This window comes from Micromonospora purpureochromogenes (assembly GCF_900091515.1).
In the GTDB taxonomy this organism is placed as follows: Bacteria; Actinomycetota; Actinomycetes; order Mycobacteriales; family Micromonosporaceae; genus Micromonospora; species Micromonospora purpureochromogenes.
The window spans coordinates 5812878-5833273 of sequence record NZ_LT607410.1 but is presented as its reverse complement, the minus strand read 5'-3'; the positions used below and the strand labels follow the sequence as shown (position 1 = coordinate 5833273).

The 20396-nt window shown below is 74.2% G+C and carries 22 protein-coding genes; 15 read left to right on the top strand and 7 right to left on the bottom strand.

Annotation, left to right across the window (positions count from 1 at the left end):
- The first annotated feature begins 23 nt into the window (after positions 1–23).
- The gene (locus GA0074696_RS26580; RefSeq protein ID WP_088963615.1) at positions 24–995 is read left to right on the top strand and encodes an ATP-binding cassette domain-containing protein; all 972 of its coding nucleotides are present in this window, start codon (positions 24–26) and stop codon (positions 993–995) included.
- Positions 992–1804, top strand: coding sequence for an ABC transporter permease (locus GA0074696_RS26575; RefSeq protein ID WP_088963614.1), 813 nt, complete (start codon positions 992–994; stop codon positions 1802–1804). Before GA0074696_RS26580 ends, GA0074696_RS26575 begins: the two co-directional genes overlap by 4 nt.
- A gap of 121 nt (positions 1805–1925) precedes the next feature.
- On the opposite strand, the gene GA0074696_RS26570 is transcribed toward GA0074696_RS26575, so the two are convergent.
- Genes GA0074696_RS26570 through GA0074696_RS26560 form a run of 3 tightly spaced genes read right to left on the bottom strand, consistent with a single transcriptional unit; the run spans position 1926 to position 3082 of the window.
- Positions 1926–2336, bottom strand: a complete 411-nt coding sequence (locus GA0074696_RS26570) for a PLD nuclease N-terminal domain-containing protein (protein ID WP_088963613.1) — start codon at positions 2334–2336, stop codon at positions 1926–1928.
- Positions 2337–2363: 27 nt separating this feature from the next.
- Entirely contained in the window at positions 2364–2663 is a 300-nt protein-coding gene (locus tag GA0074696_RS26565) for a DUF202 domain-containing protein (RefSeq protein WP_088963612.1), read from the bottom strand.
- Positions 2660–3082, bottom strand: coding sequence for a YidH family protein (locus tag GA0074696_RS26560; protein WP_172894448.1), 423 nt, complete (start codon positions 3080–3082; stop codon positions 2660–2662). Before GA0074696_RS26560 ends, GA0074696_RS26565 begins: the two co-directional genes overlap by 4 nt.
- 11 nt (positions 3083–3093) lie before the next feature.
- On the opposite strand from GA0074696_RS26560, the gene GA0074696_RS26555 reads away from it, so the two are divergent.
- Together GA0074696_RS26555 and GA0074696_RS26550 are read left to right on the top strand one after the other, a co-directional pair.
- On the top strand, positions 3094–3891 hold the full coding sequence (locus GA0074696_RS26555) for a GNAT family N-acetyltransferase (RefSeq protein WP_088963610.1): 798 nt from the start codon (positions 3094–3096) through the stop codon (positions 3889–3891).
- 2 nt (positions 3892–3893) lie between these two features.
- Positions 3894–4301 (top strand): hypothetical protein, encoded by a 408-nt coding sequence (locus GA0074696_RS26550; RefSeq protein ID WP_088963609.1) that lies wholly within the window; start codon positions 3894–3896, stop codon positions 4299–4301.
- Positions 4302–4305: 4 nt separating this feature from the next.
- Here GA0074696_RS26550 and GA0074696_RS26545 read toward each other — a convergent pair whose 3' ends face one another.
- Positions 4306–4512: a hypothetical protein gene (locus GA0074696_RS26545; RefSeq protein WP_088963608.1), complete on the bottom strand. Its 207-nt coding sequence runs from the start codon at positions 4510–4512 to the stop codon at positions 4306–4308.
- A 218-nt stretch (positions 4513–4730) separates the two neighbouring features.
- Between GA0074696_RS26545 and GA0074696_RS26540 the strand changes: the two genes are divergently transcribed.
- Complete coding sequence (locus tag GA0074696_RS26540; RefSeq protein WP_088963607.1) at positions 4731–5510, top strand: electron transfer flavoprotein subunit beta/FixA family protein; 780 nt, start codon at positions 4731–4733, stop codon at positions 5508–5510.
- Between the two features lie 11 nt (positions 5511–5521).
- Positions 5522–6481: an electron transfer flavoprotein subunit alpha/FixB family protein gene (locus GA0074696_RS26535; protein ID WP_088963606.1), complete on the top strand. Its 960-nt coding sequence runs from the start codon at positions 5522–5524 to the stop codon at positions 6479–6481.
- 166 nt (positions 6482–6647) lie between these two features.
- On the opposite strand, the gene GA0074696_RS26530 is transcribed toward GA0074696_RS26535, so the two are convergent.
- Positions 6648–7415, bottom strand: a complete 768-nt coding sequence (locus GA0074696_RS26530; RefSeq protein ID WP_088963605.1) for an anti-sigma factor — start codon at positions 7413–7415, stop codon at positions 6648–6650.
- Positions 7369–7974, bottom strand: coding sequence for an RNA polymerase sigma factor (locus GA0074696_RS26525; protein WP_088963604.1), 606 nt, complete (start codon positions 7972–7974; stop codon positions 7369–7371). The genes GA0074696_RS26530 and GA0074696_RS26525 overlap by 47 nt, the downstream gene beginning before the upstream one ends.
- A gap of 240 nt (positions 7975–8214) precedes the next feature.
- Between GA0074696_RS26525 and GA0074696_RS26520 the strand changes: the two genes are divergently transcribed.
- The 7 genes from GA0074696_RS26520 (at position 8215) to GA0074696_RS26490 (ending at position 14867) form a co-directional block, all read left to right on the top strand.
- Complete coding sequence (locus GA0074696_RS26520) at positions 8215–9045, top strand: DUF4397 domain-containing protein (RefSeq protein WP_088963603.1); 831 nt, start codon at positions 8215–8217, stop codon at positions 9043–9045.
- Positions 9042–9704 carry a class F sortase gene (locus GA0074696_RS26515; protein ID WP_088963602.1) on the top strand — a complete coding sequence of 221 codons (663 nt, stop codon included), beginning with the start codon at positions 9042–9044 and terminating at the stop codon, positions 9702–9704. Before GA0074696_RS26520 ends, GA0074696_RS26515 begins: the two co-directional genes overlap by 4 nt.
- 198 nt (positions 9705–9902) lie before the next feature.
- A complete protein-coding gene (locus GA0074696_RS26510; RefSeq protein WP_088963601.1) occupies positions 9903–11078 on the top strand; it encodes a cysteine desulfurase family protein in 1176 nt (391 codons plus the stop codon).
- A 204-nt stretch (positions 11079–11282) separates the two neighbouring features.
- On the top strand, positions 11283–12356 hold the full coding sequence (mnmA, locus tag GA0074696_RS26505; RefSeq protein ID WP_088963600.1) for a tRNA 2-thiouridine(34) synthase MnmA: 1074 nt from the start codon (positions 11283–11285) through the stop codon (positions 12354–12356).
- Positions 12357–12406: 50 nt separating this feature from the next.
- Entirely contained in the window at positions 12407–13411 is a 1005-nt protein-coding gene (locus GA0074696_RS26500; protein ID WP_088963599.1) for a methionine synthase, read from the top strand.
- A gap of 36 nt (positions 13412–13447) precedes the next feature.
- On the top strand, positions 13448–13816 hold the full coding sequence (locus GA0074696_RS26495; protein WP_172894446.1) for a VOC family protein: 369 nt from the start codon (positions 13448–13450) through the stop codon (positions 13814–13816).
- 37 nt (positions 13817–13853) lie between these two features.
- Positions 13854–14867: an ADP-ribosylglycohydrolase family protein gene (locus tag GA0074696_RS26490; protein WP_088963597.1), complete on the top strand. Its 1014-nt coding sequence runs from the start codon at positions 13854–13856 to the stop codon at positions 14865–14867.
- A 100-nt stretch (positions 14868–14967) separates the two neighbouring features.
- Here the strand turns inward: GA0074696_RS26490 and GA0074696_RS26485 are convergent, their stop codons facing one another.
- Positions 14968–15471: a type II toxin-antitoxin system PemK/MazF family toxin gene (locus GA0074696_RS26485; protein WP_088963596.1), complete on the bottom strand. Its 504-nt coding sequence runs from the start codon at positions 15469–15471 to the stop codon at positions 14968–14970.
- 177 nt (positions 15472–15648) lie between these two features.
- On the opposite strand from GA0074696_RS26485, the gene ligA reads away from it, so the two are divergent.
- Both ligA and GA0074696_RS26475 read left to right on the top strand, forming a co-directional pair.
- Entirely contained in the window at positions 15649–17784 is a 2136-nt protein-coding gene (gene ligA, locus GA0074696_RS26480) for an NAD-dependent DNA ligase LigA (protein WP_088963595.1), read from the top strand.
- Positions 17785–17941: 157 nt separating this feature from the next.
- Entirely contained in the window at positions 17942–20326 is a 2385-nt protein-coding gene (locus GA0074696_RS26475) for a putative bifunctional diguanylate cyclase/phosphodiesterase (RefSeq protein ID WP_088963594.1), read from the top strand.
- The last annotated feature ends 70 nt before the right edge of the window (positions 20327–20396 follow it).

The following is a 20396-nucleotide window of genomic DNA, read 5'->3' as shown; positions in this document are numbered from 1 at the left end:
CAGCGATAACGATCGGAGTTCTGATGACATACGCGATCCGCGCCGAGGGGCTGGTGCGCCGCTTCGGCGCCACCACCGCTCTCGCCGGGGTCGACCTGGAGGTTCCCACGGGGACGGTATTCGGGTTGCTCGGCCCCAACGGCGCCGGAAAGACCACCGCGGTACGGGTGCTGGCCACCCTGCTCGCCCCGGACGAGGGGCACGCCACGGTCGGCGGGTACGACGTCGGCCGCGACGCCCACCGGGTGCGCCAGCTGATCGGTCTGACCGGCCAGTACGCCTCGGTCGACGAGACCCTGACCGGCACCGAGAACCTGCTGCTCATCGGCCGGCTGCTCGGGCTCGGCCGGGCCCAGGCGCGGGCCCGCGCCGCGGAGCTGCTCGCCGACTTCCAGCTCACCGACGCCGCCGGCCGGGCGGCCAAGACCTACTCCGGTGGCATGCGCCGCCGGCTGGACCTGGCGGCCAGCCTGGTCGGGCGGCCGCAGGTGCTCTTCCTCGACGAGCCGACCACCGGGCTCGACCCGCGCAGCCGCAACGAGCTGTGGGACATCGTGCGCACCCTGGTCGCCGACGGGGTGACCGTGCTGCTCACCACGCAGTACCTGGAGGAGGCCGACCAGCTCGCCGGGCAGATCGCGGTGGTCGACCACGGGCGGGTGATCGCCCAGGGCACCCCCGAGGAGCTGAAGGCGAAGACCGGCGGACAGGTGCTCACCGTGCGCCCGGTCGACCCGGCCGACCTGCCGACCGTGCGGGCCATCGCCGGCGAGGTGGCCCGGGCGACGCCGGAGGTCGCCCAGACCACCGTCACCGTGCCGGTGAACGACCCGGACGTGCTGCCCGCGGTGGTCCGCCGGCTCGACGCCGCCGAGGTCCAGGTGGCGGAGCTGGCCCTGCGCGGTTCCAGTCTGGACGAGGTCTTCCTCTCCCTCACCGGCCACCGGGCCGAGCAGGACGCCTCCGCCGACGTACTCGAAGGGACCCCGGCATGACCGCCGTCACCGCGCCCGCTACCGCGCTCGCCCCGGCCCGCCGGCTCGGCGTCGGCGCCGGCCTGCGGCACACCCTCACCCTCGCCTGGCGCAGCCTGGTGCAGATCAAGCACAACCCGATGGAGCTGCTCGACCTGAGCATCCAGCCGGTGATGTTCGTGCTGCTCTTCACCTACGTCTTCGGCACCGCCATCGCCGGCTCGTCCGGCGAGTACCTGACCTTCATGCTGCCCGGCATCATGGTGCAGAACGCGCTCTTCGCCACCATGACCACCGGGTTCGGGTTGAACAACGACCTGACCAAGGGGGTCTTCGACCGGCTCCGGGCACTGCCGATCGCCCGCTGGGCGCCGCTGGCCGGCCGGATCCTCGCCGACACGGTCAAGCAGGCCTGGTCGATCGCGCTGCTGCTCGGCGTCGGGATGATCCTCGGCTTCCGGGTCGGCAACGGTCTGCTCGGCGTGCTGGCCGCGTTCGCCCTGCTGCTGGCGTTCACGCTGGCCGCGTCGTGGATCTCGGTGCTGGTCGGGGTGCTGGTCAGCGAGCCGGAGAAGGTGCAGATCTTCGGCTTCATGGTGATCTTCCCGCTCACCTTCACCAGCAACATCTTCGTGCCCACCGACCGGATGCCCGGCTGGTTGCAGAACTGGGTCGAGATCAACCCGGTCACCGTCGTCGCCGACGCGCTGCGGGGGCTGCTGGTCAGCGGCCCGGTGGCCGGCCCGGTGCTGCAGACCCTGCTCTGGGGCGCCGGCATCGCGGTGCTCTTCGCGCCGCTGTCCCTGCGCGCGCTCAAGCGTCGAGTGTGACCCGGACGGCCTCCCCGGCCGGCTCCGGTACACCTCGGCGAAGGCTTCCGCAGAGCGCCGGGCGGGCGGCGTCCGGGCCGCTGCGGGCGGCCGTCACCGGGGACGCGCGAGCGGGGCCCGCCTAGACCTCCGGGCGATCCTCCTCGCGCGGCGGGTCGCCCTCGCGGTGGCGCAGGTCGTCCTCCCGCCGGCGCAGGTCCTCCTCCCAGCGGCGGAACAGTTCCTCGTCGTTGCGACGGGAGCGTTCGGCGATGGAGTCGAGGAACTCCCGGTCGTCGTCGGGCGCGACCGGTCGGTGCCGGTCCCGTCCGGTGGGGGCGGGGCCGGCCGGGCCGGGCCGGGCGGGGGTGGTCTTGCGGCCGGCGAGGAACCAGGCGATCGAGCCGACCAGCGGGAAGAACAAGATGATCAGCACCCACGCGATGCGGGGCAGCGCACGGATGTCCTCCTCGTCGGCGGAGAGACAGCTGATCAGCGCGCAGACGGCCAGGACGATCTGGACCGCGAAGAGCAGGAGGGACAACCGGGCCATGCCCCCATGATGGCGCACCGCGGCCCGTCACCACATCCCGCGTAGGACCAGCGGCACGGCGAGCAGCGCCAGCACGGCGGTGGCCAGGGCGACCGAGGGCAGGGCCGGCGAGCCGACCGGGATCGGCCCGCTGCCCGCGGCCCGCCGCCAGCAGGCCGCCAGCGCCCCGGCCCAGACCAGCACCACGGCTGCGGCGAGCAGCGCGCCGGGCACGTCCCCGGTGAGGGCGAGCCGGACCGCCAGCACCGTCACCACGGTGAGCGCCAGGGCGGTGCGCCGCCAGGCCAGCCGGGTGCGCTCCGGTTGCAGCCCCGGGTCGCCGGTCACCGGCCGCCGACCCCCCTCGCCAGCACCGCGACCACCAGCAGCAGCGCGCCCAGCCCGACGATCAGGGCGAGCACGGCGGGGAATCGGGAGACCGGCAGTTCCTCGCCGAGCCGGATGGCCCGTTCGGTACGTGCCCAGTGGTCCACCGCCCGCACCGCCACGGTGCCGCCGAGCAGCAGCAGCCCGACCGCGATCGCCTCGCGCAGATGGCGCACCGGCATCGGTGGCAGGAACTGGGCGGCGGCCAGCCCGCCGGCGATCAGCGCCAGCCCGGTGCGCAGCCAGGCCAGGAAGGTGCGTTCGTTGGCCAGCGAGAAGCGGTAGTCGGGGGCGGTGCCGACCGACCTGAGCTCCGACGGGTCGAACCACCGCCTGATCGCCTGCCACACGGCGTCGATTATCCGCTTTGTGCCGGGCATAGCCTGGACGGATGACCGATCTTGAGCCTGGCGCGCTGCGCGCCGCGTACGACAGCCAGATCCGCCCGGAGATCCCGGACCCGGTGCCGGCCGGGGTGACCGTCGAACGGGACGGCCCGCTGGTCCGGATCCTCGGCCTCGACCACGGCGGCTTCCTCACCTACCGGACGCTGGACGGGCTGGCCGGCGCGGAGCTGGACGCGCTGATCGCCCGGCAGGTCGAGCTGTTCCGGCAGCGGGGCGAGTCGGTGGAGTGGAAGCTGAACGCCCACGACGAGCCGGCCGACCTGGCCGACCGGCTGCGCGCCGCCGGATTCGTGCCGGAGGACCGGGAGACCGTCCTGATCGGACCGGTCGCGCCGCTGGCCGGCGCCGTCCCGGTGCTGCCCGAGGGGGTACGCCTGCGCGAGGTCACCTCCCGGGCGGACCTGGAGCGGATCGCCGCGATGGAGCAGGAGGTGTGGCAGGCCGACCGCAGCCACCTGGTGACCGGGCTGGAGAAGGAGATCGCCGCCGACCCGCAGTCGATCACCGTGGTGGTGGCCGAGGCGGGGGACCGGGTGGTCAGCGCCGGCTGGGTCCGCTACCTGGCGAACACCGGCTTCGCCAGCCTGTGGGGCGGCTCGACGTTGGAGCAGTGGCGGCACCGGGGCATCTACCGGGCGCTGGTGGCGTACCGGGCGCGCCTGGCGGACCAGCGGGGCAAGGCGTTGCTCCAGGTGGACGCCTCGGAGGACAGCCGGCCGATCCTTCAGCGGCTCGGCTTCGTACCGGTCACCACGACCACCCCGTACGTCTACACTCCGTGATGATGGAGCAGCGGCTGACGGACGACGAGCGGCTCACCCTCAAGACCGGCGCGTTCGGGGCGGTCTTCCTGGTGTCGAACGCCGATCCGGGCATGTTCGCCATGATCCGGGAGAGCATCGCCGCGTCCGGGGCGCTCAACGGCGCCAGCGGGGTGGTGAAGGAGGCGCTCACCACCGGGCCGCTGCCCAGGTTGCCCCGGGACTCCGCGCTGGAGGTCGAGTCCGTGGTGCTGCCGGCGCTCGGCCGGGCGGTCGACATCCTGCGGGAGAAGTCGCCGCAGGACCTGACCGTGTACCGGGACGTGGTGCTGGCGGCGGCCGACCGGGTGGCCCGGGCGCACCGGGGCGTCGCACCGGCCGAGGCGGCCGTGATCGAACGGATCAGGGGAGCCCTCGCCGAACCGGCGTGACCGCCTATCCGCCCGCCGGGGGCGGCCCGCCCGCCGGGTCGCCGCCGGGCGCGGTCCAGACGGTGTGCACGGTGTCACGGACGCAGAGGTCGCGGACCCGGCCGCACGCGCACCGGTACGCCTGCTGCGTCGCCGGGCGGCCGCAGCGCTCCGGTGCGCGGTCGCCGCCGGTCTTCGCGCCGATCGGACGCCCCGCATCCTGTCCCGACATGTCGTGACACCTCCCGGTTTGTGAGTCTAGCCGGGCGCGCGGCTCCGGTGAGCTGTGTCACTCTGAGTGCCCGGGAAGCCGAACCTACTGGCAGGTAACATTGCGCCGTGGGCAACTGCACAAGCGCCCGCGGTTGACCGGGCGTCAACGGACGCGCGAGGCTGCGCCCGTGACCGGGCGAGCGATCGCCACACCAACAGGAGGGTCGTCGAAACGCGATGAACATCGTCGTACTCGTCAAGCAGGTGCCCGATTCGGGCGCGGACCGCAACCTGCGTCCTGACGACAACACCGTCGACCGCGGTTCGGCGAACAACGTCATCAACGAGATGGACGAGTACGCCATCGAAGAGGCGTTGAAGATCAAGGAGGCGCACGGCGGCGAGGTCACCATCCTGACCATGGGTCCGGACCGGGCGACCGAGTCGATCCGCAAGGCGCTCTCCATGGGCCCGGACAAGGCCGTGCACGTGGTGGACGACGCTCTGCACGGGTCCTGCGCCGTCGCCACCTCGAAGGTGCTCGCCGCCGCCCTCGGTCAGCTCAACGCCGACCTGGTCATCTGCGGTGCCGAGTCCACCGACGGCCGGGTCCAGGTCATGCCGCACATGATCGCCGAGCGGCTGGGCGTCGCGGCGCTCACCGGCGCCCGCAAGCTCACCGTCGACGGCGCCACGCTGTCCGTCGAGCGGCAGACCGAGGAGGGCTACGAGGTCATCACCGCCTCGACCCCGGCCGTGGTCTCCGTCTGGGACACCATCAACGAGCCGCGCTACCCGTCCTTCAAGGGCATCATGGCCGCCAAGAAGAAGCCGGTGCAGACGCTCTCCCTGGGTGACCTCGGCGTCGCCCCGACCGAGGTGGGCTTCGACGGCGCGACCAGCGCCGTGCTGGAGCACACCAAGCGCCCGCCGCGGTCCGGCGGCGCCAAGATCACCGACGAGGGCGAGGGCGGCGTCAAGCTGGTCGAGTTCCTCGCCACCGAGAAGTTCGTGTGAGAGGTCTGGACATGTCTGAGGTTCTCGTCGTCGTCGAAGCCACCCGGGAATTCGGCGTCAAGAAGGTCACCCTGGAGATGCTCACCCTCGCTCGCGAGCTGGGCACCCCGAGCGCGGTGGTGCTCGGTGGCGCCGGCGCCGCCGAGGCGCTGAGCGCCAAGCTGGGCGAGTACGGCGCGGAGAAGATCTACGCCGCCGAGAGCGAGGAGATCGACGGCTACCTGGTGGCCCCGAAGGCCACCGTGCTGGCCGAGCTGGTCAAGCGGGTGCAGCCGGCCGCCGTGCTGCTCGCCTCCGCGCAGGAGGGCAAGGAGATCGCCGCCCGCCTCGCCGTCAAGCTCGACAACGGCATCCTGACCGACGTGGTCGGCCTGGCCGCCGACGGCACCGCGACCCAGGTCGCCTTCGCCGGCTCCACCATCGTCAAGTCCAAGGTCACCAAGGGCCTGCCGCTGGTCACCGTCCGGCCGAACTCGGTCAACCCGACCCCGGCGCCGGCCACCCCGGCCGTCGAGCAGCTCACGGTGGCGGTCACCGACACCGACAAGCTGGCCAAGGTCGTCGACCGGGTCGCCGAGCAGAAGGGCTCCCGCCCCGAGCTGACCGAGGCCGGCATCGTGGTCTCCGGTGGTCGTGGTGTCGGCAACGCCGACAACTTCAAGCTGGTCGAGGAGCTGGCCGACCTGCTCGGCGGCGCCGTCGGCGCGTCCCGCGCGGCGGTCGACTCCGGCTTCTACCCGCACCAGTTCCAGGTGGGCCAGACCGGCAAGACCGTCTCCCCGCAGCTCTACGTCGCGCTGGGCATCTCCGGCGCGATCCAGCACCGGGCCGGCATGCAGACCTCGAAGACGATCGTCGCCGTGAACAAGGACGGCGAGGCCCCGATCTTCGAGCTGGCCGACTTCGGCGTGGTGGGCGACCTGTTCAAGGTCGTGCCGCAGGCCGCCGAGGAGATCCGCAAGCGCAAGTGACCCCGCCTCGGGGCGCCGCCGGCCGGCGCCCCGAAGCGGCGCACATACAGAGAAAGAGTGGCCATTCCGCGAAGGATGGCCACTCTTTCTCTGTATGTGTTCCCGTTCCCGTCGCGGTGGGAAAGGGAGCTGATCGGCGGGCCGGGGAGCTGAGCCGGCCCGCCGATCAGCCCGTCAGGGTGCCCCTCAGCAAACTGTCGCCGGAGTGGGCGGGCTTGTTGTCGTACTGCTCGGCGGAAACGTCGACAACCGAGTATGCCTGAAGATCGACATTTGGTGGTAGCGGGAGCAGCGCATCCCCCGACGCATCGCGTAGCACACCGATCGAGAACATCTCCATGCTGGTCGGGTTGATCAGCCAGACCTCGTAATACCCGGGAACGTCCGGGAGATTCGCGACGTGCAGGTGCAGCCGGCCGTCGGTGAAGATCCGGGCGTCGCCGTTGGCGTCCTTCGGCGTCCTCCCGTACGCGGACAGCGGCGCGCTGGCCAGGACGGCCTGCTGCGGGGCCCGATCCGGCTCCCGGTCGGTGGCGTCCAGCACGGCGATGGTGCCGACCACGCCGAGCACGGCGGCGGCGGTGGCCGTCACCACGGTCGTCGCCCAGCGCGGCCAGCCCCGACGCCGGCCGGTGCGGCCCCGGTCCGGCAGCGCAGGCGCGGCGGACGCCGGCTGCTGCCGGCGAGCCTCGGCCAGCGAGGGCAGCGCCCGCACGGCGCCGATCTCGGCGACGATGCCCTGCCAGACGTGCTCGGGCGGGTCGGGCAGCTCGCGCAGTCCCTCGGTGTCGGCGCCGAGGCCGGCGACGTGCCGAAGATCCTCCAGCTCGCCGCGGCAGGTGGCGCAGGTGCCGAGGTGGTCGGTCTCGCCGTTGTCCGCCTCGCTCTCACCGAGCGCCAGGAAGACCAGCCGGTCGTGGGCCAGGTGCTGCACCGTCCACCTCCCATCTGCGTTTCAAGCTCGCCATGCCGCGTCGGATGTGACTCTTGACCGTGCCCAGCGGCACCCCGGTCATCGCCGCTATCTGTTGGTGTGTCAGGTCGTCGTAGAACGCCAACTCCAGCATGCGTCGCTGGTCGTCCGGCAGGCGGGCCAGCTCGTCGGCGACCACCAGCCGGTCGACCACCGCGTCCGGGTCGGGGCCGGTGGTGGTCGGTTCGGGCAGTTGCCGCACCGTCTCCACCACCCGGGTCTCCCGGGCGGAGGCGCGCAGCCGGTCGATCACCTTGCGCCGCCCGATCCCGAGCAGCCAGCCGATCAACGAGCCCTTCGTCGGGTCGAAGGTCTCCCGCCCGAGCCACGCCGCCACGAAGGTGGCCTGGGTGACGTCCTCCGCGTCGCTGCGGTTGGCCAGCGTGCTGGTGGCCAGGTGGAGCACCGCCCGGCCGTACCGGTCGTACGCCTCCCGCAGGGCGGTCTCGTCGCCCGCGCGGAAGCGGTCCGCCAGGTCGTCCTGCGCTGGGGGATCCGGCTCCTGTCGTACCGCCGTCACCGAACGGTTCGCCTTTCCGGGGGCATGCCCGACTGTAACTCCCACAGCCCTCGCCCCACTTTCCCGGTGCCCGTGTGCCGAGTCATCTCACCTGCTCTTCGTTCCCGGAGCCGGTTCCGGATGCGGGGCGCGCCGAGAAAAAGAAATCGAATCCGGCTGCATCCGGCGGTCCGGACGGCGGCGTAACCCGTTCTGCAAGCCAGGCCTGACGAATCAGCACCAAGCCCCAGGAGGCAGACAATGCAGCTCTCGATCTTCCGTCGGGTCGCCGCGGGTGGCGCGGTCGCCGCGCTGACGTTCGCCGGCGTCGGCGCCGTCACCACGAGCCCCGTCTACGCCGCCTCGTCCAAGGTCTCCGTCGTGCACGGGATCCCGGACACCCCGGTCGACGTGTACGTCAACGGCAAGAAGACGCTGGACAACTTCAAGCCGGGCGACGTGGCCGGCCCGCTGAGCCTGGCGGAGGGCGCGTACGACGTCGCCCTGACCAAGCCGGGCGAGGCGATCGACAAGGCGATCCTCAGCGTCGACGACGCCGAGGTCCCGGGCGGGGCGAACATCAGCCTCGCGGCGCACCTCGACGAGGCCGGCAAGCCGAAGATCACCCCGTTCGTCAACGACACGTCGAAGGTGGACGCCGGCAAGGCCCGGCTGATCGTCCGGCACACCGCGGCCGCCCCGGCCGTCGACGTGCGGGCCGGCGGCACCCCGGTCTTCGAGGACCTGACCAACCCGAACGAGGCCAAGGGTGACGTCGACGCCGGCACGGTGCAGGCGGACGTGGTGCTCGCCGGCACCGACACCGTGGCCATCGGCCCGGCGGACCTGACCCTCAAGGAGGGCACCGCCACGATCGTCTACGCGATCGGCTCGGCCGAGGCCAAGAACCTCGACCTGGTCGCGCAGACCATCACCGGGCTGCACTCGGCGCCGGGCGGCGTGCCCAGCGGCACCGGCGGCCAGGCCGGCACCGGCGTGGACACCTGGTGGTACGTGCTGGCCGGCGCCGGCGCGCTGCTGCTGGTCGGCGGCGGGGCGCGGGTGGCCACCGCCCGGACCGGTCGCAAGTGACGGTGCGCAACCGCGGGGCGCTGGGGGCCATCGCCGCCGGCGTCGCCGCGCTCACCGTAGCCGCCCTGGTGGCGTGCGGCTCGCAGCCGGTCGAGGACGTCGGCGCCGACGAGGCGGCGGCCCTGGCCACCGCCACCCCGACCCCGTCGGCGACCGCCACCGGCGCCTCCGTGCCGGTCACCTCGGGTGAGCTGCCCGCCGGCGGGGAGACCGTCCCGCCGGTGAAGCTGAGCATCCCGGGGATCGGCGTGACCGCCACCGTCGACCCGGTCGGCATCAACACGCGCACCGACGAGTTCGAGGTGCCGCCGAGCGTCGACCGGATCGGCTGGTACCGCTACGGCCCCGGCCTGGAGGCCGAGGCGGGGTCGGTGGTGATCGCCGGGCACGTGGACAGTGCCGAGCAGGGCAAGGGGGCCTTCTTCCGGCTGCGCGAGCTGGACCGCGACGACGCCCTCACCGTCACCGGCGCCGACGGGAAGCAGCGGGCGTACCGGGTGGTCGCCCGCGAGGAGTACGCCAAGACGAAGATCCCGCTGGAGCGGTACTTCGCCCGGGACGGCCGACCGCGGCTGACGCTGATCACCTGTGGTGGCCCGTTCGAGCCGAAGACCCGGCACTACCGGGACAACGTCGTCGTCACGGCCGTACCGGCCTGAGCCGTGACACAGGTGGCCCCGCCATCCGCCGGCCCTCCCCGCCCCGATGGCGCCCTCGTGCGGCGCCCCGCCCGGCGCGGACCCCGCCGGGCCGGCCCGCCGGAGCGGGGAGGGCGCTCTCCCCGCCCCGGCGCCGGGCCCGGCCCCCGGTGGTCCGGCGTCCGGCGGGACGGCTGCAGGCCGTTAGGCTGAACGGTGATGGCATACCTGGATCACGCGGCGACGACCCCGATGCTCGACGAGGCGTTGGCGGCGTACGTCGCCACCGCCCGCGAGGTCGGCAACGCGTCGTCGCTGCACGCGGCGGGCCGGCGCGCCCGGCGACGGGTGGAGGAGTCGCGGGAACGGGTCGCCGCAGCGCTGGGCGCCCGCCCTTCCGAGGTGGTCTTCACCGGCGGCGGCACGGAAAGCGACAACCTCGCCGTCAAGGGCGTCTTCTGGGCCCGCCGCGCCGCCGACCCGGGCCGGGTCCGGGTGGTCTCCAGCGCGGTCGAGCACCACGCGGTGCTCGACGCGGTGGACTGGCTGGCCGACCACGAGGGCGCCGAGGTGGGCTGGCTGCCGGTGGACGCGGCCGGCCGGCTCGACCCGGAACGGCTCCGCGCCGAGCTGGCCGCGCACGCCGACCGGGTCGCCGTGGTGACCGCGATGTGGGCCAACAACGAGGTCGGCACGGTCCAGCCGGTGGCCGAGCTGGCCGCGGTGGCCGCCGCGCACGGGGTCCCGTTCCACACCGACGCGATCCAGGCGGTCGGTCAGGTGCCGGTGGACTTCGCCGCCAGCGGCGTCTCGGCGCTCACCGTCACCGGGCACAAGCTCGGCGGCCCGACCGGGGTCGGTGCCCTGCTGCTGGCCCGCGACGTGCCGGCCACCCCGCTGCTGCACGGCGGCGGCCAGGAGCGCGACGTCCGCTCCGGCACGCTCGACACCGCCGGCATCGTGGCCTTCGCCGTCGCCGTCGAGGCCGCGGTGAAGGGTCAGCAGGAGTACGCCGTACGGGTGGCCGCGCTCCGCGACGACCTGGTCCGGCGGGTCCGCGAGGCGGTGCCCGAGGTGATCTTCAACGGCGACCCGACCGACCGGCTGCCCGGCAACGCGCACTTCTCCTTCCCCGGCTGCGAGGGGGACGCGCTGCTGCTCCTGCTCGACGCCCAGGGCATCGCCTGCTCCACCGGCTCGGCCTGCTCAGCCGGGGTGGCCCAGCCCTCGCACGTGCTGATCGCGATGGGCGCCGACGACGACCGGGCCCGCTCCTCGCTGCGCTTCACCCTCGGCCACACCAGCACCCCCGCCGACGTGGACGCCCTGATCGCCGCCCTCCCGGCGGCCGTCGACCGGGCCCGCCGCGCGGCCGCCCTGCGTACCCTCCGCTGACCCGCCGCCATCCCGCCGCGGCGACCGGCGGCGGGTGCTTTGCCGCCGGCCCCGACGGTCGGCCGCGGTGCCGCTTCGCCCGGTTCGTCCCGGCCGTGAGTGCCCGAACGCGCGGCTGGCGGTGACCGGCGGCGCAGCCGGGTGGCGGGGGTGGGGAGGGCGGCGCGGGGGCGGATAGGGTCGTGGGGTGAGGGAGGTGTCACGGTGAGGGTTCTGGCGGCGATGTCGGGCGGGGTGGACTCCGCCGTCGCGGCGGCGCGCGCCGTGGAGGCGGGGCACGACGTGACCGGGGTGCACCTGGCGCTGGCCCGCAACCCGCAGACCTACCGCACCGGGGCGCGCGGCTGCTGCACCCTGGAGGACTCCCGGGACGCGCGACGGGCCGCCGACGTGATCGGCATCCCGTTCTACGTCTGGGACATGGCCGAGCGGTTCCACGCCGACGTGGTGGACGACTTCGTCGCCGAGTACGCGGCCGGCCGTACCCCGAATCCCTGCCTGCGCTGCAACGAGAAGATCAAGTTCGCGGCGGTGCTGGACCGGGCGGTGGCCCTGGGCTTCGACGCGGTGGTCACCGGCCACCACGCCCGGCTCGGCGCGGACGGCCTGCTGCGCCGCAGCGTCGACCTCGCCAAGGACCAGTCGTACGTGCTCGCCGTGCTGACCCGGGAGCAGCTCGACCGGTCCCTCTTCCCGCTCGGTGACTCCACCAAGGCGCAGGTCCGCGAGGAGGCGGCCCGGCGCGGGCTGGCGGTGGCCGACAAGCCGGACTCGCACGACATCTGCTTCATCGCCGACGGCGACACCCGCGGCTTCCTCGCCGGCCGGCTCGGCGAGGCGCCCGGCGACGTGGTCGACGCGCTCACCGGCACGGTGGTGGGCAGCCACACCGGCGCGTACGCGTACACCGTCGGGCAGCGGCGCGGCCTGCACCTGGACCGGCCCGCCCCGGACGGCCGCCCCCGCTACGTGCTCTCCATCACCCCGAAGACCAACACGGTGACCGTCGGCCCGGCCGAGGCGCTGGACGTCTCCCGGGTGCGGGCCACCCGTCCCGTCTGGACCGGCGGCGAGCGGCCGACCGCGCCGGTCGAGTGCGAGGTCCAGCTGCGCGCCCACGGTGACGTGGTTCCCGCCACCGTGGAGCTGGCCGACGACGGGCTCCGCGCCGAGCTGCGCCGCCCGGTACGCGGGGTGGCCGCCGGGCAGGCGATCGTCGCGTACCGGCCGGATCCGGCCGGAGACGTGGTGCTCGGCTCGGCCACCATCACCGGCTGACCGCTGCCGTCCGCCTCCGGCCGGCCACGCCGAGCGGCTACCCTTCGGCCGTGACTGATCAGCCTTGGCCCTGGCCCGCGGGGGCGGCGACCGGCATCGGTTCGCTGCCCGGCACCGACATCGCCGAAGCGCAGCGGGTCGTCCTCGGCGAGCTGCCCGCCCTACCCCACCTGCCCGAACTGCCCGCCCGTGGACCGGGCGCCGACCTCATCGGCCGGACCGGCGGGTTGCTGGTGGAGCTGCCGGTCGAGCTCTACGCGGGCCGCTGGCGGATCGCGTTGCGCCCCGGCCGGGACCTGCGGCGGGCCCGGGACCTGATGGAACGCGACCTCGACCAGCTCGCCGAGCAGGCCGAGGGGTACACCGGGCCGGTGAAGATCCAGGCGGCCGGACCGTTCACCCTGGCGGCCGCGCTGGAGCTGCCGATCGGCGGGCGGCTGCTGCGTGATCCGGGCGCGGTGCGCGACCTGGCCGGATCCCTGGCCGAGGGGCTGCGGCTGCACGTCGAGGCGGTGGCCCGCCGGCTGCCCGGGGCGTCGGTGCTGCTCCAGCTCGACGAGCCGTCCCTGCCGGCGGTGCTCGCCGGGCGGGTGCCCACCGAGAGCGGCTTCGGCGCGCACCGGCCGGTCGGGTCCGAGGTGGCCCGCGACCTGCTGCGCAGCGTGATGGAGGCGGCCGGGGTGCCGACCGTGGTGCACTGCTGCGCGCCGGACGTGCCGCTGGAGCTGATCCGGTCGACCGGGGCGGTCGCCGTGGCGCTGGACCTCGCGCTGGTCACCGACCTGGACCCGCTCGGCGAGGTGATCGACGCCGGGCTCGGGCTGTTCGCCGGCGCCGCGCCCACCCAGCCGCCGTCCGCCGGTCGCGCGCCGACCTCGGCCGAGGTCGCCGACCGGGTACGCACGCTCTGGGACCGCCTCGGCTTCCCGCGTCGACAGCTCGCCGAGCAGGTGGTGGTCACCCCGGCCTGCGGTCTGGCCAACGCCACCCCCGGGTACGCCCGGGCCGTGCTGGCCGCCTGCCGGGACGCCGGCCGGCGACTGCACGAGGAGTGAGGTTTTCCGTCGTACCCGGCGGGCAGGATGGCCGTCATGATTGGACAGCTGCGCTCAACGGTGATCGACTGCCCCGATCCACGGACTCTGGCCGGCTTCTACGCCGAGCTGCTCGGCCTGCCGCTGGTGGAGGAGAACTCCGACGGCGACGACTGGGTGGTGCTCGGCGGCTCGCCGGGGCACCAGCCGCGGCTCGCCTTCCAGAAGGCGCTCAACCTGCGGGCCCCGGCCTGGCCGGATCCGGAGCGGCCCCAGCAGTTCCACCTCGACGTCACCGTCGACGACATCGAGGCGGCGGAGAAGGCGGTGCTCGCCCTCGGCGCGCGCCGGTTGCCGGGCGAGGGGGACGGCTGGCGGGTCTACGCCGACCCCGCCGGTCACCCGTTCTGCCTCTGCTGGGACTGAGCCGACCGCGGCCGGCCGGGGGTTGCGGCCGGGCGGCATGATCGCGGGCGTGATCGACTCCCCGCCCCGCCGTGCCTCCGGTTCGCTCTTCGGTCTCGCTTACGGCGACGCCCTCGGCAAGCCGACCGAGTTCCTGACCGTCGCCGAGATCACCCGTCGCTACGGCCCGGGCGGCCCGCGTGAGCTGGTCGGCGATCCGGCGCTGGTCACCGACGACACGCAGATGGCGCTGGCCGTGGCGTGGGCGCTGCACGACGCGTCCGCGTACACCCCGGAGGTGGTCGAGCCGCTGCTGCGGCAGCGCTTCGGCGAGTGGGCGGTCAGCCCGGACAACAATCGCGCCCCGGGGATGACCTGCCTGCGGGCCTGCGCCGAGCTGGGCCGCGGGCTGCGCTGGCAGGAGGCGACCGTGGCCGGCTCGAAGGGCTGCGGCGCGAACATGCGGGTCACGCCGGTAGGGCTGCTCGACGTCGACCTGGACACCCTCGCCGGGCTGGCCCAGCTCCAGGCCGGTCTCACCCACGGTCATCCGACCGGCCTGGCGGCCAGCGAGCTGACCGCGTACGCGGTGCGGCTGCTGCGCGACGGCGCGGGCCTGACCGAACTGCCCGGCCTGCTCATCGCGCGGGCGGAAGAGCAGCGGCGGGTCTACCGCGCCGACTGGCTCGGCGACCTCTGGCAGCGGCCCGGCGCGACGTCCCCGGAGGAGTTCGTCGCCCGGGGCTGGGACGAGTGCCGGCAGGCGTTGGACCGCCTGGTCGCCGCGCTGGGCCGGCCCGATGACGGCGGCGACCCGTGCCGGGACACCGGCGAGGCGTGGATCGCCGAGGAGGCGCTGGCCACCGCCCTGCTCTGCGCGCTGCGCCACCCCGACGACCCGGTCGCCGCGATCGCCCGGGGCGCGAGCACCGCCGGCGACTCCGACTCGATCGCCGCCCTGGCCGGCGCCTTCGTCGGCGCCGCCCGCGGCCTGGCCGCCTGGCCGCGGGACTGGTCGACCCGCATCGAGTACGCCGACCAGCTCACCACCCTCGCCACCCGCTGGGACTGACCCGTCCCGGCCGCCCGACCTGCGCTGATCATGAGGTTGGCGGCGGCTTGAAGATCGACCACTGCGGCCAACCTCATGATCAACAGGATCCCGGGCGGGGTCAGGTGGGGAGGTGGGGGAGGGACCGCAGGCGGCGCCAGAGGGTCTGGTCGCAGGTGCCGGCGCGGTGGGTGAAGGCGCTGCTCGGGACGTGGACGGACTCGGCCAGGTCGAGCCAGCTGTCGTGGTCGGCGTCGGGGTCCCACTCGCGGGTCGGGATGCGGACGTGGTCGTCGCGGTTGCTCTTGTCCTGGCTGGTGATCTTCAGTACGTCGGCGCCCCGGTCGTCGGCGCGGAGCACCAGGCAGGGGCGCACCTTCGAGCCGGTCCCGTCGTGGTACGGGACGTCGGCCCACCAGATCTCGCCCGGCCGGGGCGTACCCGTCGGGGTGCGCGGGCGGGGCGGCGCGGTGGGGCGGGCCCGATCCCGCGGTGGCGTGCCGCGCTCGGGCCGGGTGCGTTCGCCCCCCGCCGGGCGGCCGCCGCGTCGTCGCCACTCGTTCCAGGCCCAACCCGCGGCCACGGCCAGCACGACCAGTACCGCCCACCACACCCACTCGGGCATTCCCACACCTTGCCTCTCCGGCGCCCACGCCGCCGACGTCCGGCGATCGTCGCACGGTCGGCGGGTCCCCGCGCGTCGGGCGCGGCGGGGGTGCCGGGGGATTGTCCGACCGGCCCGATAGCGTGCGGGGGTAGCGTGATCACGGGGGAGATCCCACTGGTGTCCGGAGGCGGCAGGGTGTCCGAAGAAGCGATCCCTCAGCAGGTCAGCCCCGCGCAGGAGGCGGCGGCCGGTGGCGAGCCGACCCCCGAGGCGCGGGACCGGCACGCCACGCTGAGCCAGGAGCTCACCGAACACCAGTACCGCTACTACGTCCTCGACGCGCCGACCATCTCCGACGCCGAGTTCGACCGGCGGCTGCGCGAGCTGGGGGCGCTGGAGGCCGAGTTCCCGGCGCTGCGCAGCCCCGAGTCGCCCACCCAGCGGGTCGGCGGCACCTTCTCCACCGACTTCACCCCGGTCACCCACGCCGAGCGGATGCTCTCCCTCGACAACGCCTTCGCCGACGAGGAGCTGACCGCCTGGGCCGAGCGGGTCGAGCGGGACGCCGGCGGCCCGGTGCCCTACCTGTGCGAGCTGAAGGTCGACGGCCTGGCCATCAACCTGACCTACGAGAAGGGCCGCCTGGTCCGCGCCGCCACCCGCGGCGACGGGCGGACCGGCGAGGACGTGACGGCCAACGTCCGCAGCATCCGCGACGTGCCGGGCCGGCTGACCCCGTCGGCCGAGTTCGGCGACCTGCCCGAGCTGCTGGAGGTGCGCGGCGAGATCTACTTCCCGGTGGCCGCCTTCGCCGACCTCAACGCCGGCCTGGTGGAGCAGGGCAAGGCCCCGTTCGCCAACCCGCGCAACGCCGCCGCCGGCAGCCTGCGGCAGAAGGACCCCCGGATCACCGCCTCCCGGCCGCTGCGCCTGGTGGTGCACGGCATCGGTGCCCGGCGCGGTTTCCGGCCCACCGCCCAGTCCGAGTCGTACGCGGCGCTGAAGGCGTGGGGCCTGCCGACCAGCGACCGCTGGCGGGTGGTGCCCGACCTGGCCGGCGTCGCGGACTACATCGCCTACTACGCCGAGCACCGGCACGACGTCGAGCACGAGATCGACGGCGTGGTGGTGAAGGTCGACCCGGTCTCCATCCAGGGCCGGCTCGGCTCGACCAGCCGGGCGCCGCGCTGGGCGATCGCCTTCAAGTACCCGCCGGAGGAGGTGACCACCAAGCTGCTCGACATCGACGTCAACGTCGGGCGCACCGGGCGGGTCACCCCGTTCGCCGTGCTCGAACCGGTGCGGGTGGCCGGCTCCACGGTCGCCCTGGCGACCCTGCACAACGCCCGCGAGGTCGAGCGCAAGGGGGTGCTGATCGGCGACACGGTGGTGCTGCGCAAGGCCGGCGACGTGATCCCCGAGGTGCTCGGCCCGGTGGTCGACCTGCGGCCCGCCGACGCCCGCCCGTTCGTCATGCCCACCACCTGCCCGGCCTGCGGCACCCCGCTGGCGCCGGCCAAGGAGGGCGACGTCGACATCCGCTGCCCCAACAGCCGCAGTTGCCCGGCGCAGCTGCGCGAGCGGGTGTTCCACCTGGCCGGGCGGGGCGCCTTCGACATCGAGGTGCTCGGCTACAAGGGCGCCGCCGCGCTGCTTGACGCGGAGATCATCACCGACGAGGGTGACCTGTTCCAGCTCGACGCCGAGCAGCTCGCCCGCTCGCCGTTCTTCGTCAACAAGGACGGCACCCTCGGCAGCAACGCCACCAAGCTGCTGGACAACCTCGCCGTCGCCCGCGAGCGTGACCTGTGGCGGGTGCTGGTCGCGCTCTCCATCCGGCACGTCGGCCCCACCGCCGCGCAGGCCCTCGCCCGGCACTTCCGCTCGATCGAGGCGATCGACGCGGCCAGCGAGGAGGAACTCTCCTCGGTGGACGGGGTCGGCCCGACCATCGCCGCGAGCATCAAGGAATGGTTCGCCGTCGACTGGCACCGCGAGGTCGTGCAGAAGTGGGCCCGGGCCGGCGTACGGATGGCCGAGGAGGCGGTCGACGAGGGGCCACGCCCGCTGGAGGGGGTCACCGTGGTGGTGACCGGCACCCTCGCCGGGTTCAGCCGGGACCAGGCGTCCGAGGCTATCCAGAGCCTCGGCGGCAAGGTCAGCGGCTCGGTCTCCAAGAAGACCGGCTTCGTGGTGGTCGGCGACAACCCCGGTTCCAAGGCCGACAAGGCGGCCACCCTCAAGGTGCCGGTCCTCGACGAGGACGGTTTCCGGGTGCTGCTCGACCGGGGGCCGGACGCGGCCCGGGAGGTCGCCCGCGTCGAGGGGTGAGCCGGCGCCCCGGCGGGGATCTTGGGGTCGTATACCAACTTAATTACGACTACGACCGATTCGTGACTGTCGCCTCGGGCTACGGCCACTCAGGGCGTTTCATTGGGGCACGGTGCGCGACCGGCGCGCGCCGCGGACCGCATGCCCGGGAGGTGCGATGGAGACCGCCGACCCCCGCAACTCCGTCCCGCCTGGGCGGGAGGCGCGGTTCGCCGGCTTCGTCGCCGCGGTGGTCGGGCTGGCGCTGCTGGTCTCCGCCCTGCCGCTGATCGGGCTCCCCGACCGCCTGCCCCGGCTGCCGGCGGCGTTCTGGGCGATGGCGGCGCTCGCCGTCGCCTGTGACGCGCGGCCCTTCGTCCCGCCCGGCCGGCGGCACACCTCGGCCGTCTTCCCGTCCACCTGCTTCACCTTCGCGATCCTGCTCGGCTGGGGGCTGGGCCCGGCCGTGGCGGTGCAGGCCGTCGCGGTCGCCGTCTCCGGCTGGCGGATGCGCCACGCCCTCTGGCGGACCACCTTCAACGCCGCCCAGTACGCCTGCGCGCTCGGCGCCGCGTACCTGGTGCTCCGGCTCGGGCCGGGCGGACTCTTCGACGGCGGCCGGCTGGGCTGGACGGACGTGACCGCCGTCGGCGGCGCCACCCTCACCTGGTTCGCCGTCAACTACGGCCTGGTCAGCAGCGCGCTGCGGCTGCGCTTCGGCGGCCGGTGGTGGCCGAGCGTGCGCCAGGCGCTGCCGTACGAGCTGCTCTCCACCGGTTCGCTGCTGCTGCTCGCCCCGGTGCTGGTCACCGCCGCCCGGGCCAGCGCCGCGCTGATCCCGCTGGTGCTGGTGCCGCTCTTCGCCGTCTACCGGATGTCCCGGCTCTCCACCGAGCAGGAACACCTCGCCGCGCTGGACCCGCTCACCGGCCTGCCCAACCGCAAGGCGCTGCTCGCCGAGGTGGCCGAGCAGGTGCACCTGCACGCCGAGCGGGTCGCCAAGGGCGACCGGGACGCCCACCTGGCCCTGCTCCTGATCGACCTGGACCGGTTCAAGAACGTCAACGACGCGCTCGGTCACGCCGTCGGCGACCGGCTGCTGGTCGAGGTGAGCGCCCGGCTGGTGGACGTCGTCGGCGGCCGGGACATGCTGGCCCGCCTCGGCGGGGACGAGTTCGCCATCGTCGCCGGCCGGCTCGACGGCGTCGACGAGGCCCGCGAGCTGGCCGACCGGGTGGTGACGGCGCTCACCGAACCGGTGTCGCTGGACGGGCTGCCGCTGGACGTCGGCGCTTCGATCGGCATCGCGCTCTTCCCCGAGCACGGCGAGGACTTCGCCACCCTGATGCGCCACGCCGACGTGGCGATGTACGACGCCAAGCACCGCAACGACACCGTCGCCGTCTACGCCGCCGAGTCGGACCACAACTCGGCCGAGCGCCTGGGGCTCCTGGCCGACCTGCGCCGCGTACTCGAGGCGGGGCCGCCCGCCGGGCGGACCGTGCGGGGCGGTGACGGCGCCGCGCTGCCCGCCCGGCTCGCCGCCGGGACGGACGCCGCGGGACCGGACGGCACCGGGGCGAACGGCGCGGGCGCGCGGTGGTGGCCCCGGCGCCGGCGGGCGCGGGTCACGGTGGACGGCTCCGACGAACTGCTGAACCAGATCCTGACCGGCGCCGACCCCACCCGCCGCCGCGCCGGGCAGCCCACCGCCGAGCCCGAGCGGCCCGAGTCGCCGGCGGTTTCCGCCCCGGTGGAACGGGTTGAGGACGCGGCGGCCGACGTGGGCGTCATCACGATGTACTACCAACCGCAGATCGCCATCGCCACCGGCGAGGTCGTCGGGGTGGAGGCGCTGCTGCGCTGGCGGCACCCGCGCCGGGGCATGGTGGACCCGGAGGAGCTGATCCGGGTGGCCGAGCAGAGCGCGGTGATGCGGCTGCTCACCCAGCGGGTGGTCGACGACGTGGTGGAACAGCTGGCCAAGTGGTCGGCGGCCGGCGTCCACCTGCGGGCGGCGCTCAACGTCAGCGTCCGCGACCTGCACACCGGCGAGATCGCCGACCGGATCGCCGACCGGCTGGCCGCCTTCGGGGTGGCCCCCGAACGACTGCAACTGGAGATCACCGAGGGCGCGCTGATGGCCGACCCCCGCCGGGTGCTCACCACCATCTCCCGGCTGCACCGGATCGGGGTGGCCATCTCCCTGGACGACTTCGGCACCGGGTACTCGTCGTTGCAGCACCTGCGCCGGCTGCCGCTGGCCGAGGTGAAGGTGGACCGCTCGTTCGTCCTCGGGATGGCCGACGACGCCGACGACGCCGCCATCGTCCGGTCGATGATCGAGCTGGCCGGCGCGCTCGGCCTGCGGGTGGTCGCCGAGGGCGTGGAGGACGAGCGGACCTGGCGGATGCTGCACGCGGCCGGCTGCGACGTGGCGCAGGGCTGGTTCCACGCCCGGCCGATGCCGGCCGACGAGCTGGTGACCTGGCTGGCCCGGTACCGGCCGGTGCACCCGAGCGGCGGCCCGGACGCCGAGGTGCCGCGCCGCCCCACCCGCTGACCGCGGGGGTGGTTGGCCGACCGCCGGGACGGCCGTGGCGGGCCGACCGGCTGAGCCGGCGGCGGCGACC

Coding starts and splice junctions, on each gene's coding strand:
- GA0074696_RS26580 (WP_088963615.1), top strand. CDS start 24: ATGACATACGCGATCCGCGCCGAGGGGCTGGTGCGCCGCTTCGGCGCC.
- GA0074696_RS26575 (WP_088963614.1), top strand. CDS start 992: ATGACCGCCGTCACCGCGCCCGCTACCGCGCTCGCCCCGGCCCGCCGG.
- GA0074696_RS26570 (WP_088963613.1), bottom strand. CDS start 2,336: ATGGCCCGGTTGTCCCTCCTGCTCTTCGCGGTCCAGATCGTCCTGGCC.
- GA0074696_RS26560 (WP_172894448.1), bottom strand. CDS start 3,082: ATGCCCGGCACAAAGCGGATAATCGACGCCGTGTGGCAGGCGATCAGG.
- GA0074696_RS26555 (WP_088963610.1), top strand. CDS start 3,094: ATGACCGATCTTGAGCCTGGCGCGCTGCGCGCCGCGTACGACAGCCAG.
- GA0074696_RS26550 (WP_088963609.1), top strand. CDS start 3,894: ATGGAGCAGCGGCTGACGGACGACGAGCGGCTCACCCTCAAGACCGGC.
- GA0074696_RS26545 (WP_088963608.1), bottom strand. CDS start 4,512: ATGTCGGGACAGGATGCGGGGCGTCCGATCGGCGCGAAGACCGGCGGC.
- GA0074696_RS26540 (WP_088963607.1), top strand. CDS start 4,731: ATGAACATCGTCGTACTCGTCAAGCAGGTGCCCGATTCGGGCGCGGAC.
- GA0074696_RS26535 (WP_088963606.1), top strand. CDS start 5,522: ATGTCTGAGGTTCTCGTCGTCGTCGAAGCCACCCGGGAATTCGGCGTC.
- GA0074696_RS26520 (WP_088963603.1), top strand. CDS start 8,215: ATGCAGCTCTCGATCTTCCGTCGGGTCGCCGCGGGTGGCGCGGTCGCC.
- GA0074696_RS26510 (WP_088963601.1), top strand. CDS start 9,903: ATGGCATACCTGGATCACGCGGCGACGACCCCGATGCTCGACGAGGCG.
- GA0074696_RS26495 (WP_172894446.1), top strand. CDS start 13,448: ATGATTGGACAGCTGCGCTCAACGGTGATCGACTGCCCCGATCCACGG.
- GA0074696_RS26490 (WP_088963597.1), top strand. CDS start 13,854: ATGATCGCGGGCGTGATCGACTCCCCGCCCCGCCGTGCCTCCGGTTCG.
- GA0074696_RS26485 (WP_088963596.1), bottom strand. CDS start 15,471: ATGCCCGAGTGGGTGTGGTGGGCGGTACTGGTCGTGCTGGCCGTGGCC.
- GA0074696_RS26475 (WP_088963594.1), top strand. CDS start 17,942: ATGGAGACCGCCGACCCCCGCAACTCCGTCCCGCCTGGGCGGGAGGCG.